The organism is Streptomyces sp. NPDC001415, from assembly GCF_053597395.1.
Genome location: NZ_JBSFIE010000003.1, coordinates 291,533 through 304,288, shown reverse-complemented (window position 1 = coordinate 304,288; position 12,756 = coordinate 291,533). Strand labels below are relative to the sequence as shown.

Genomic DNA, 12,756 nt, shown 5'->3' with positions numbered 1-12,756 from the left:
CACGCAGCATTCGGCCCTCGGTTCAGAGCAGTAGGTGCACCTGTCAGGCGCTTTATTGTCGTGCCGTGTCATCCCGTACTCCGCACGTGTCCGCTACCGGCGATCTCCTGCACGGGCACCGTAGGCCGCGCTACAACGGAGGTGGGCACGCAAAGTGCGTGCCCTGTACGAGGAGTGCTCCGTGGACGCTGGACGCATCGGGCGCCGCATCGGCTACTGGCGCGATCGCCGAGGGTTCACTCAGGCCGACTTCGGCCGGCTGATGGGGCAGACAAAACGGTGGGTGCAGGATCTGGAGGGCGGCAAGCGTCAGGCCGACCCCCGCCTCTCGGTACTGATGCGGGCGGCCGAAGTCCTGCGTATCCCCCTGGAACAGCTGTTGACCGACGAGCCGTCGAGTGCAGTGTCCGCGAACGCGCCGCCAATCGAAGCGACCGCCGTCATCGATGTCCTCTACCGTGCCGTGGACGAGGGGCTCATTCCGCCGCAAGCCGAGGTGCGTCGTCGGCTCGCCTACTGCTGCGAGGCGTTCCAGGCATGCCACTACGGGGCGCTGGGACGGGCCTTGCCCGCTCTGGTGATGTCGGCTCAGCGGGCCGCGAGCGCGGCCGGTCCGGATGCTTCCGAAGCGCACGCTCTCCTGTCGCGGGTGCTGCAACTGGTTGCCTCCTTCCTTCACAAGTACGGTGCGGCAACAGCAGTGCAGGCTGCCGTCGTGGCCGACCGTGCGCTCGCCGCGGCCGAACGGTCCGGGGATCCCGTGACCATCGGGGCCGCGTCCCGCCGCGTCGCGAAGTCCCTCGCTTACCAAGACCGTCCCGGTGCCGCCGTCGACTTCGCCCTTTCCTCGGCGCAACGTCTGCGCCAGGATCTGGTGAGTGCGGGACCGCTGGGCCTGTCGACGCTCGGCATGCTGTACCTGAACGCCGCGATCGCCGCATCCGCGCAGGAGAGGTCAACGCAAGCCGTGCGGAGGGCAGAACGGCACATCGACGAGGCGGCGGAAGTCGCCGATCAGCAGGGTGCGGACCTGAACGAGGACTGGACGGCATTCGGGCCGACGAATGTGACGCTGCACCGGGTCGACGTTCTGGCCCGGTTCGAAGATGGCTGGTCAGCGCTGGAGGCCGCTGGGTGCCTGTTATCGGAGGCTATGGGAAACCTGACGCGGGAACGGCATGCGCTGCATCTCATCACGATGGCACGCGCTCAGCTCCTGACGCGGCGCAAGAGCGATGCTGCCAAGTCCCTCATCGAGGCGGCCAAACTGGCTCCGGAGGAAGTTCACGGCAGGCAGTCGACGATTGATCTGGTGAAGGACGTGGTCGGCGCGACTCCTGTACCCAGTGTGGAGTTGCGCGCACTGGCCGAAGCCTGTGGACTCCGGGCATGACCCGAGTTCTCTACCTGATCTCCTGTGCGGCCGGCCCCACCCAGTACGTCGAGAAGGGGGTGGAGCAGGCGCAAAAGCGTGGCTGGGACGTCTGTCTCGTGCTCACCCCGTCGGCCGCCGAGTGGTGGGCGCCGCGCATGAGCGAGCTGGAGGACCTCACGGGGCATCCGGTCCGCTCGCGGTACAAGCTGCCCGGTGAGGCGGATGCGCTGCCGAAGGCGGCCGCAATGCTGGTCGCACCGTTGAGCTGCACCAGCCTCAACAAGTGGGGTGCTGGTATCGCCGACACCCTGGCCCTCGGGCTGGTGTCGGAGGGCGTGCACATGGGCGTCCCCGTGGCGGCCATGCCGTACTTCAACCAGGCGCAAGGTGCGCAGCCGGCCGTGGCCCGCAGCATCCGCGACCTGCGCGCCCAGGGTGTCCGCTTCCTCGACGGGGAGGACGGATACGCATCGCATCCGCCGAAGCAGGGCAACCCAGCGGGCTTTCCATGGAATCGGGCTCTTGACGCGGTGGCCACGATGGCCGCCACCCACCAGTAACCCCGGTCCCCTCAGGCACCGGACCGCGCCCTTCGCCGCCCCCGCTCGCACGCCCTGTCGAAACCCCACAACACCCCCAGGACAAATCGCTGCGGCCACGCCATCCCCGCCCGGCCCGGCCGGCTGGCAGAGTCGGGGTATGAGCGATCTTGGAGAAGTACTCGTCACCGGGCTCGGCGCGATCACCCCGCTCGGCGCGGATGCCGCTACTACCTGGGCCGGAATGCTGGACGGCACGTCCGGGGTCGGGCTGATCGAGGAGGAGTGGGGGGCCGGGCTGCCGGTTCGGGTCGCGGCCGGGCTCTCCGTGGACCCCCTCTCGCTGCTCGACCGGGTCGAGGCACGCAAGCTTGACCGTTGTGAACAACTCGCGATGATCAGCTCCCGCGAGGCCTGGCGGGACGCGGGCACCCCGGAGGTCGCGCCTGAGCGGCTGGCCGTGGTGATCGGCACCGGCACCGGCGGTGTGCTGACCACGCTGAGCCAGGACGACACGTTCGAGAAGAGCGGGGCCCGGCGGCTCTCCCCGTTCGCCGTGCCGATGCTCATGCCGAACGGGCCCGCCGCCTGGGTGTCCATGGAGCTCGGCGCGCAGGGCGGGGCCCGCACGCCCGTCAGCGCCTGTGCGTCGGGTGCGGAGGCGATCGCGATGGGGCTGGATCTGATCCGCGCGGGGCGGGCCGATGTGGTGGTGGCCGGCGGCACCGAGGCCTGTCTGCACCCCTTCACGATCGCCGCGTTCGCGCAGATGAAGGCCCTCTCCACGCAGGACCACGACCCCGAGTCGGTGTCACGGCCGTTCGACAGGGACCGCAGCGGCTTCGTGATGGGCGAGGGCGCGGGAGTGGTCGTGCTTGAGCGGGCCGAGTTCGCCCGGGCCCGGGGCGCGCGGGTGTACGGGTCGGTGGCCGGGGCGGCCGTCACGTCCAGCGCGGACCACATCACGGCCTCCGATGTGGCCGGTCAGGTCCGGGCGATCGAATCGGCGCTGAGGGACGCCCAATTGGGCCCCTCCGACATCGGAGTGGTGCACGCCCACGCCACCTCCACACCGTCGGGCGACCTCGCCGAGGCGGAGGCGGTGGCCAAGGCCATCGGCACGCACCCGGTGGTCACCGCCACCAAGTCGATGACCGGCCACATGCTGGGCGCGTCCGGCGCGGTGGGTGCGATCGCGGCGCTGCTCGCCCTGCGCGATGGCGTCGTGCCCGCCACTCGCAATCTGGACCACCTCGACCCGGCGGTCCGGCTCGACGTGGCCGCGGGCGAGAACCGTACGGGCTCGTGGGACGCGGCGCTCGCCAACTCCTTCGGGTTCGGCGGGCACAACGTGAGCCTGGTGCTCGGGCGGGCCTGAACTCCCGCCCGGTGAAGAGCCCCCGGGGACGCTGCCGAGCGCCGTCCGCGTATAACGGCAGTGCAACCGCCTTCGACCTGGGGAGAGTTCATGAATCTACCGGCCACCGACCGCCGCGTGCTCGTCAGTGGGGCCTCCCGCGGACTCGGCCGCGCCGTCGCCCAGGCGTTCGCGGCCAACGGGGACCGCGTGGCCGTCCACTTCGGGTCCAGGGAGCAGGAGGCGCGCGAGACCCTCGACTCGTTGAAGGGAGACGGGCACGTGCTGGTCGGCGGTGACCTCGGCGACCCCGCCGGGGCCCGTCGCGTCGCCGACGCCGCCGCCGACGCGCTCGGCGGCATCGACGTCCTGGTGAACAACGCGGCCGTGAACCTTCGCCATCCGCTCGCCGAGACCCCGTACGAGGAGTGGGCAGAGCTGTGGCAGCGGCATGTGAGCGTGAACCTCCTCGCCACCGCCAACCTCAGCCACCTGGCGGCGTCCCGGATGATCGCGCAAGGGACCGGCGGGCGGATCGTGAACATCGGCTCGCGCGGCGCCTTCCGCGGCGAGCCCGACCATCCCGCCTACGGGGCCACCAAGGCGGCGGTGCACGCGCTCGGCCAGTCGCTCGCGGTGTCGCTGGCCCCGTACGGGATCGGGGTCGCCTCGGTCGCGCCCGGGTTCTTCGAGACGGAGCGCGTCGCGGGACGGTTGAGCGGGGCGGAGGGCGAAGCGATCCGGGCGCAGTCTCCGTTCGGGCGGGTCGCCTCCGCCGAAGAGATCGCGGAGGCGGTGCGCTGGCTGGCCTCGCCGCTCGCCCAGTGGTCGTCGGGCGCGGTGCTCGACCTCAACGGGGCGTCCCACCTGCGGACTTGAGCCGACATCCCACGTAACCCGGTGACCCCCTGATCAAGAGATCAGGGGGTCACCGGGTCAGCTACAGCCAGGGCCAGTTGACCGAGCGGCCCGCTTCGAGCAGCGGCACCATGCGGAACGCCGCGTCCGTCAGGCCCGCGAACACGTGGCGGTTGTCCGTGCCCGACGGGCCGTGGCCCACCCGGTACCCCGCGAGGTTCCAGGTGTAGACCGGCACGTCCGCCGGGACCAGCGCCGTCGGGTCGCCGCCGTAGTGGTACGAGGCCTGCTCGTCCGTCACGATCAGCACCCGGTCGTGGCGGCGGTAGTGCTTGCGTACCGCCTCCGCCGTGTTGGTGCCGCCCAGGTCGCCGAAGCGCTCCAGGATCTTCAGGACGGACTCCCCCGCCTTGTACTTCACCGGCGCGCTACCCGTACCGAACTCCACGAGGTCCGCGTCGGCGGCCCGCAGCGCGAGCGCCGTACCGAAGATCGCGGCCGCGTCGGCCCGGTTGAGCTTGGAGCGGTCCGAGAGCGGCGACCACATCGAACCCGAACGGTCGACCAGGATCAGTGTCCGGCCGCCGAGCGCGGGCACGTTGGCCAGCGAGTGGCCGAGCGCCTTCTCCAGCGGGTACGACCAGCGCAGCGAGGGCGCGTGCTGGTACGCGGCGAGGTAGCGGAACGGGAACTGCCGGGACTTCGCGACGACTTCGGGGTCCGATATCTTCGCGGCGACCTCGGCTGCGACCTCGTCCGAGACACCCGCCTCGTCGAAGTTGCGCAGGTTGCGCACAAGCGCCATCGGGCCCATCGACGGAATGACCGCCTCCCATGCCTCCTTGTCCATCGGCCCCTGCAGCCAGCCCGCGAGCGCCTCCCACGTCAGGCCCGCGGCCGCCAGCCGCTCGGCGCCGTCCGGCGCGAGCACGACCGCCCGGCGCTCCTCGACCGGCAGCGCCATCAGCTCGCGGTGCGCGGCCAGCACCCGGTCCCCGGCCGGCGGCACCGCGGTGTCCGGGTGGTGCCGGCGGTCGAGCGCGTACCGGAACAGCTCGCCCTGCCACGGCTTGGCCGGGTCGGGCGCCGCGTGCACCAGGTTGAGGATGTCGCCGAAGCGGTACCCCTTCGACGCGGTGTCGTACTTGAGCAGCGACTTCCCGCTGTAGAGGCGGCGTACGGCATCCGCGATCCCGCGCTTCACGGGCTTGGGCACGTTCCGGCCGTACACCGACGTCCAGTACGCGAGCAGCTCGCCGGGCTCGTCCGGGCGGAGCAGCACCGAGGCGACGACCTGCCGGTTCGACGGGCCGGCCTCGGCGCCCGCGTCGAGGCGCGCCTTGACGTACTCGGCGGCGCCGACGATCGAGGCGGTACGCAGCCCGCCCTCGCCGCGCAGCCAGCCGAGCAGGCCCGCGGTCCACTCGGGGTCCTCGACGGCGAGCCCCCGGACGAGCGTGGCGAACCGGTCGTCGCGAGCCTCGCCGGACTCGTAGAAGGTCTGCTGGGAAACGAAGTTGGCGACGGCGAGCAGGAACAGTTCGGACCGGGCGTCCCGCAGGTGGCCGGGGCCGCCCTCGTGGGTGAGGGCGGTGGCGCCGGCGGACGCCACGGGCGAAGTGGTGCGCGCCTTGGTGGCGCGCAGGTTGAACCGAGCCATGGTGAATGGCCTCCCGAGATCAAATTCGGCGACGGCGGATTTCGTTGGAGGAAGTAGCCGTGGCCTGCGCACCGGGAGGTGCACGAGCGGATGAAGTATGTGTGGGTGTCCAGAGATCAGGACGGCGGAACCGACGTGTGGTGCTCTGCCCCTGAGCTACACCGGCACGAACAATGCCGGCGGCGGGATTCGAACCCGCGACCTCCCCGTTAGCAGCGGAAGTAGGTCCTGCCTGCGCACCTGGACGAGATCGACTTTAGGCGCGGGACGCGACGGCACGCCACGCATTTTTGGCGGGCGGCGCTGTCCGGGCGGGAGCTCGCGGTATCCGTACGGGCCCAACCGGCCGCACGACAGCCGCAGTTGGGGAGGTGACGACGACGGGGCGGACGACGACGGGGCGCCGGACACGCCACCTGCCAGGCACCGGCACGCACGCCCTGGGACCGGGCGTGGACGCACGACCGCCCGGAGGCCGTGCGGCCCCCGGGCGGTCGGAGTGTGATGAGACGTCAGCTCGGCCAGACGTCAGGCTCGGTGAGAGGTCAGGGGCGGTAAGACGTCAGCTCGACCAGACGTCAAGGCCAGGGAGACGTCAGGCGCGCTGCGTCGTCAGGCTCGCGAGCGGGCTTTGAAGGCCGCCTTGCGGGCCTCCTTCGCGGTGGACTTGTCCGGGTGCAGCCGGCCCATCGCCTCCAGGACGTCCGCCGTCGCGGGGTGCTCCACCCGCCAGGCCGCGTCGAAGAACCCGCTGTGCTGGCCGACCAGGCCCTCGACGAGTTCCTGGAGCTCCTCCAGGTCGCCCTCCACCGCGAGCTGCGCGGCGATGGTGTCGATGGCAAGCCAGAAGATCATCGTCTCGGACGGCGGCGGGACGTCGGGGGCGCCGCGCTCGGCGAGCCAGACCCGGGCGAGGCCGCCCAGCTCGGGGTCGGGCAGCACCTCGCGCACGGCGGGCTCGGCGGAGGCGCCGGTCAGGGCGAGGGCCTGCTGGCAGTGCAGCCGGCGCAGCGGGCCGCCCTCGTCGCCGCCCCGGGCCGCGACGAGCAACTCCCTTGCCGCTTCGGCCGGTTCGCGGCGCGCGAGCCACTGCTCGGTCTCGGCGCGGGCCGAGAGCTCGGGGAAGTAGGCGATGCCGTCGAGCAGCGCGTCGGCGCCCTTGTCGGCCAGGTCGCCGACGGCCGGGGCGTCCACACCGGCCTCCAGCATCCGGGCGCGCACGCCGTAGAGGCCGAGCGGGGTGAGGCGGACCATGCCGTAGCGGGAGACGTCCTCGTCGTCGACCGGCGGGGCGGGCTCGTCGCCGACCTCGGCCATCAGGGCCTCGTCGACGGGCTCGTACTCGACCAGGCCGATCGGCTCCAGGAGGCGGAACTGGTCGTCGAGGCGCATCATCGCGTCGGAGACCTGCTCCAGGATGTCGTCGGTGGGCTCGCCCATGTCGTCGGGGACGATCATCGAGGCGGCGAGCGCGGGCAGCGGCACCGGCCCCTCGGGGGTGCCGCCCTCGCTGACGGTGAGCAGGTACAGGTTGCCGAGGACGCCCTCCAGGAAGTCGGCCTCCTCCTCGGGGTCCCATTCGAGGCGGTCGAAGTCGATCTCGCCGTTCTCGCCGACCAGGTCGGCGAAGTCGTCGATCATCGGGGCGGTGGCGTCCGCGAACACCACGTCGAAGGCGTCGAGCCAGAGGGCGAGCACGTCGTGCGGGGAGCCGGAGGTGAGGACGGAGAGGTTGTCGCCGGGCGAGGCGGTGCCCTCGGCGTCCTCGTCGTCCTGCCCCGCGGAGTTCGGTGTCTCGGGGGCGTCCTCGATGTCGACGAGGCCGGTGTCGACCGCGACCCGCCAGGCTTCGCTCGCGTAGGCCGGGCCGTCCTGGTCGTCGCCCAGGCCGAGTTCGGCGGCGGCCGCGGGCAGCTGCTCCTCGACGAGCTCACCGCCCGCGCCGACCCGGGTGTCGGGCCCGGCCCAGCGGGCGAGCCGCACGGCGCGGGCGAGCAGCGGGGCGGACAGTGCGTCCCGGGCCAGCTCCGCCTCGGAGTTCAGCCGTACCGGCGGCAGGGTGGGGCGGTCTCCGGACATCTGGGGGTACTCCTCGGCCGTACGGTCTGGGCGCTCTGGGTCGCGCTGGGTCAGCGATGGTTGAGCGGCACCCAGCGTAGACGCATTTCACCGGGTTTCGCTGCGCCGGTCCTGCGCACCCGGCGCCCGCCCCCGCCTCTCCCCGCTCCGCCGCGGCGCGCCCCCGTGGATGCGGCGCCCCGTCCCCGGGGGTTCATGTACCCGTCGGTTTTGTTCCACCCGAGAACTCTTGACAACTCCCCACCCCAGACAAGAGATTGACGCGCGTAGAACTGCACCGCCGCACGCACGTTTCCCTCATCTCCGCCCCTCATCACTTCCGGAGTACCTGAATGCCCGTTTCCAGAACCGCCGCCGTGTCCGCCGTGGTCGCCGCCGCACTCGCCGCCGGCCTGGTCTGCGCCGCCTCCTCGCAGGCGGCCCCCGCCGCCCCCGTGCCGGCGAAGATCCATGACATCCAGGGCACCACCCGGATATCGCCGCTCGCGGGCCAGCAGGTCACGGGCGTGACCGGCGTCGTCACCGGTGTGCGCGCCTACGGCTCCTCCAAGGGCTTCTGGTTCCAGGACACGGCGCCCGACAAGAACCCGGCGACCAGCGAGGGCATCTTCGTCTTCACCGGCGCGAACCCGACCGTCGCGGTGGGCGACGCGGTGGAGGTCTCCGCCACCGTGACCGAGTACGTGCCCGGCGGCCCGGCCTCGGGCAACCAGTCGCTGACCCAGCTCTCCAAGCCGACCGTCACGGTGGTCTCCTCGGGCAACGCGGTGCCCGCGCCGGTCGTCATCACGGCCCGCACCGTGCCCGACCGCTACACGCCGAACGGCGACCCGGCGGCCGGGAACAGCGTCAACGGCCTGACCCTCCAGCCGAAGAAGTACGCCACGGACTACTACGAGTCCCTGGAGGGCATGAACGTCCGCATCGGCACCTCGCGGGTGGTCGGCGCCACGGACCCGTACTCCGAGCTGTGGGTCACGGTGAAGCCGCAGGAGAACCGGACCGCGCGCGGCGGCTCGCTCTACTCCTCGTACGAGGACCAGAACACCGGCCGCCTCCAGATCCAGAGCCTGATCCCGGCCGCTCAGCAGCGCTTCCCCACCGCGAACGTGGGCGACACGCTGACCGGGACCACCGAAGGCCCCCTGGACTTCAACCAGTTCGGCGGCTACACGATCACCGCGCGCACCCTCGGCACGGTCAAGGACAACGGCCTCAAGCGGGAGGTCACCCGCAAGCAGCGCACGGGCGAGCTGGCGGTGGCCACGTACAACGTGGAGAACCTGGACCCGGGCGACCCGCAGTCGAAGTTCGACGCGCTGGCGCAGGGCGTGGTGACCAACCTGGCCTCGCCCGACATCGTGGCCCTGGAGGAGATCCAGGACAACAACGGTGCGAAGAACGACGGCACGGTGGACGCCTCGGCGACCGTGAAGAAGTTCACGGACGCGATCCTCGCGGCGGGCGGCCCGGCCTACCAGTGGCGCTCCATCGACCCGGAGAACGACAAGGACGGCGGCGAGCCCGGCGGAAACATCCGCCAGGGCTTCCTCTTCAACCCGGCCCGGGTCTCCTTCACCGAGCGTCCCGGCGGCGACTACAAGACCGCCGTCGGCGTCACCGGCACCAAGGGCCACCCGGCGCTCACCCTCTCCCCCGGCCGGATCGACCCGGCCAACCCGGCATGGACGGACAGCCGCAAGCCGCTGGCCGGCGAGTTCGTCTTCAAGGGCAGGACGGTCTTCGTGATCGCGAACCACTTCGCGTCGAAGGGCGGCGACGAGAGCCTTCTCTCGCAGCACCAGCCGGTGCCGCGCTCCTCGGAGGCCAAGCGGCTCCAGCAGGCCCGCGCCGTCAACGCCTTCGTGAAGCAGTTGCTCGCGGTCGACAAGCACGCGGACGTCCTGGCCGTCGGCGACATCAACGACTTCGACTTCTCGGGCACGACCAAGGCTCTGGAGGACGGCGGCGCGCTGCGCTCGGCCTACCGCACACTGCCGAAGAAGGAGCGTTACTCCTACGTCTACCAGGGCAACACCCAGGTCCTCGACCAGATCCTGACCAGCCCCGCCATCCGGGGCTTCGACTACGACAGCGTGCACATCAACGCGGAGTTCGCGAACCAGACCAGCGACCACGACCCGCAGATCATCCGCTTCCACCCGTAGTGGCCGCTGGGGTGGCCGGGGGGTGTCGCCCTCGGCCCACTCGGGCCCGCCCGCCCTGTGTCCGACCTCGGCGCGGCTCCCGCACACTGGACCCTTCAGGGACCGGACAGCAGAGCGGAGTTGTGCGATGGACCGCGCGGCATTCAGTCGCAGGACCTTCCTCGCGGCGGCCGGGGCAGCCGCCGCGGCGGGGGCGGCGGGCTGTGCGCCCGGCGAGGACCGGGACAGAAGCAGCTCTCCCGCTCACTCCGACGCCAAGTCTCCCGCGAAGGAGAACGACCGTGCGGGCGACGCGAGTTGGCGGCTCAAGGGGCGCGGCGCCGAGCACGAGGTCGAGGGTTACGCGGACCGTACGAGCGTCGCGTCGGGCGAGCCCTTCCGCCTCCATGTGCACACGACCGCGAAGACGTTCCGCGCGGAGGCGTTCCGGATGGGCTGGTACGGGGGCGCGCTGGCCCGCAAGGTGTGGGAGTCGGGCTCGCTGAAGGGCACCCGGCAGCCCGCCGCGAAGGTCGAGCCGACGACGTACACGGTGACGGCCGACTGGACGGCGAGCACGGAAGTGGCCACCAAGGACTGGCCCGAGGGCTCCTATCTGATCCGCCTCACCGCCGACACCGGCGGCCAACGGTACGTCCCGGTCACCGTCAGGTCGGCCGGCACCAGGGGCCGCGTGGTGATCGTCAACGCGGTGGCGACGTGGCAGGCATACAACGAATGGGGCGGCCACAGCCTCTACAACGGCCCGACCGGCGACGACGCGGACCGCTCGCGCGCGGTGAGCTGCGACCGCCCCTACCACCGGGACGGCGACGGCCTGTTCCTCACGTACGAGCAGCCGGTGGTGGCGCTCGCGGAGAAGCTGGGCCTGGCCCCGGCGTATGTGACGAACATGGACCTGGAGCGGGACCCCCACATCCTCGACGGAGCGACTGCCGTCCTGTCCCTGGGACATGACGAGTACTGGACGCAGTCGATGCGCGACCGCGTCACGGCGGCCCGCGACCGGGGCACGAACATAGCCTTCCTCGGCGCGAACGCGTGCTTCCGCCGGATCCGCCTGGAGAAGACCGCGCTGGGCGAGCAGCGTCTGATCGTGTGCTACAAGAACGACTGGCCCAAGGACCCGGGCCGCCGCGAGGGCGAGCCGCCGACGACCAACTTCCGCGAGCCTCCGCACGCCCAGCCGGAGAACTCCCTGACGGGCACGCTGTACGAGTCGAACCCGACCACCGCGGACTATGTGGTCGCCTCGCCGGACCACTGGCTGTTCGAGGGCACCGGCGTGAAGCAGGGCTCGAAGTTCCCGGGCCTGGTGGGTACGGAGTACGACCGCGCGAACGGTACGGAGTCCACGCCCCGCCCGATCGAGGTGATCTCGCATTCACCGCTGACCTGCCGGGGGGTCCATTCGTACGCCAACTCGGCTTATTACACCGCGAGTTCGGGGGCCGGCGTCTTCAACACGGGAACGATGCGGTGGGTCCAGTCGACGGTGGGCGAGGGCGGCCACGGCATCGATGCGACGACGGCGAGGTTCACGTCGAGGGTGACGGAGAACCTGTTGCGGGCGTTCGCGGCGGGCCCGGCAGGCCGCACGCACCCGGCGAAGGACAACCTGGACACGTTCCACCCGTACGCGGGGGATCCGACGTGGTCGAAGCGAAACCTCTGGTAGCGAAGCCTCCGGTGGGGGGCGGCGTACCGCATCACCGCCCTACTTAAGCAGTGCTACGGCAGCCCGCCAAAAACTCTAAGTAGACGTTAACTCTTGGGGCGGGCGAAACTGCCGTATGACGACATCAAGCCCATCAAGCCCACTTCACCCGCCCCGCCCCTTCGGGCGCGCCCTGTGCGCCATGGTCACGCCGTTCACGGACTCGTACGACCTCGACCTCCCGGCCGCGCGGAAGCTGGCCGCGCACCTGGTCGAGAACGGGTGCGACGGCCTGGTCCTGAACGGCACGACCGGGGAGTCACCGACGACCACCGACGAGGAGAAGACGGCGCTGGTACGGGCCGTGGTGGAGGCGGTCGGCGACCGGGCGGCGGTCGTGGCGGGGGTGGGCAGCGCCTCGACCGCGCACACCGTCGCGCTGGCCCGTGAGGCCGAACAGGCGGGCGCGGACGGCCTGTTGGTGGTGACGCCGTACTACAGCCGGCCTCCGCAGGCCGCGGTCGAGGCCCACTTCCGCACGGTGGCCGACGCGACCGCGTTGCCGGTGATGCTGTACGACATCCCGGGCCGCACGGGCACGCGCATCGAGGTCGCCACGATGCTGCGGCTCGCGGAACACGAGCGGATCGTGGCGGTGAAGGACTGCGCGTACGACCTGCTCGGCTCGACGAAGGTCATCGGCGGTACGTCGCTGGCGTACTACTCGGGCTCGGAGGAACTGAACCTTCCGCTGTACGCGGTGGGCGGGGCGGGCTATGTGAGCACGGTGGCGAACGTGGCGCCGCGCGAGCTGCGGGCGGTCCTGGACGCGCACGACGCGGGGGCTGTCGCCGAGGCGGCCCGCCTCAACCAACTAGCCGCCCCCCTGACGGAGTTGATGATGGCGTCGGGCCTGCCGGGCACGGTGACGGCGAAGGCGCTGCTGGGGTACCCGGTGAGGGCGCCTCTGCAGGCGGCGAGCCCGGCTGAGGCGACCCTGCTCCACGCGACGCTGGCCCACTTGAGCGCGGGGTGACCCCCGCCCCGGCCCGCCGGCGTAAAC

General features: G+C 71.4%; 9 protein-coding genes. 7 read left to right on the top strand and 2 right to left on the bottom strand.

What is annotated here, in order from left to right; translation table 11 throughout:
• Positions 1–181 precede the first annotated feature (181 nt).
• From ACWC2B_RS05590 to ACWC2B_RS05575, 4 genes are all read left to right on the top strand, one after another.
• Positions 182–1,393 carry a helix-turn-helix domain-containing protein gene (locus ACWC2B_RS05590; protein WP_450715129.1) on the top strand — a complete coding sequence of 404 codons (1,212 nt, stop codon included), beginning with the start codon at positions 182–184 and terminating at the stop codon, positions 1,391–1,393.
• The gene (locus tag ACWC2B_RS05585) at positions 1,390–1,935 is read left to right on the top strand and encodes a flavoprotein (protein WP_450715128.1); all 546 of its coding nucleotides are present in this window, start codon (positions 1,390–1,392) and stop codon (positions 1,933–1,935) included. Before ACWC2B_RS05590 ends, ACWC2B_RS05585 begins: the two co-directional genes overlap by 4 nt.
• A gap of 139 nt (positions 1,936–2,074) precedes the next feature.
• Positions 2,075–3,292: a beta-ketoacyl-[acyl-carrier-protein] synthase family protein gene (locus tag ACWC2B_RS05580; protein WP_450715127.1), complete on the top strand. Its 1,218-nt coding sequence runs from the start codon at positions 2,075–2,077 to the stop codon at positions 3,290–3,292.
• Positions 3,293–3,382: 90 nt separating this feature from the next.
• Positions 3,383–4,150, top strand: a complete 768-nt coding sequence (locus ACWC2B_RS05575; RefSeq protein ID WP_450715126.1) for an SDR family NAD(P)-dependent oxidoreductase — start codon at positions 3,383–3,385, stop codon at positions 4,148–4,150.
• Positions 4,151–4,211: 61 nt separating this feature from the next.
• Here ACWC2B_RS05575 and ACWC2B_RS05570 read toward each other — a convergent pair whose 3' ends face one another.
• On the bottom strand, positions 4,212–5,789 hold the full coding sequence (locus tag ACWC2B_RS05570; protein WP_450715125.1) for a TROVE domain-containing protein: 1,578 nt from the start codon (positions 5,787–5,789) through the stop codon (positions 4,212–4,214).
• Between the two features lie 612 nt (positions 5,790–6,401).
• Positions 6,402–7,868 (bottom strand): hypothetical protein, encoded by a 1,467-nt coding sequence (locus ACWC2B_RS05565; RefSeq protein WP_450715124.1) that lies wholly within the window; start codon positions 7,866–7,868, stop codon positions 6,402–6,404.
• Between the two features lie 332 nt (positions 7,869–8,200).
• On the opposite strand from ACWC2B_RS05565, the gene ACWC2B_RS05560 reads away from it, so the two are divergent.
• The 3 genes from ACWC2B_RS05560 (at position 8,201) to dapA (ending at position 12,729) form a co-directional block, all read left to right on the top strand.
• Positions 8,201–10,036: an endonuclease/exonuclease/phosphatase family protein gene (locus tag ACWC2B_RS05560; protein ID WP_450715123.1), complete on the top strand. Its 1,836-nt coding sequence runs from the start codon at positions 8,201–8,203 to the stop codon at positions 10,034–10,036.
• 127 nt (positions 10,037–10,163) lie between these two features.
• On the top strand, positions 10,164–11,714 hold the full coding sequence (locus ACWC2B_RS05555; RefSeq protein WP_450715122.1) for a N,N-dimethylformamidase beta subunit family domain-containing protein: 1,551 nt from the start codon (positions 10,164–10,166) through the stop codon (positions 11,712–11,714).
• Between the two features lie 115 nt (positions 11,715–11,829).
• Positions 11,830–12,729 carry a 4-hydroxy-tetrahydrodipicolinate synthase gene (dapA, locus tag ACWC2B_RS05550; RefSeq protein ID WP_450715121.1) on the top strand — a complete coding sequence of 300 codons (900 nt, stop codon included), beginning with the start codon at positions 11,830–11,832 and terminating at the stop codon, positions 12,727–12,729.
• Positions 12,730–12,756 lie beyond the last annotated feature (27 nt).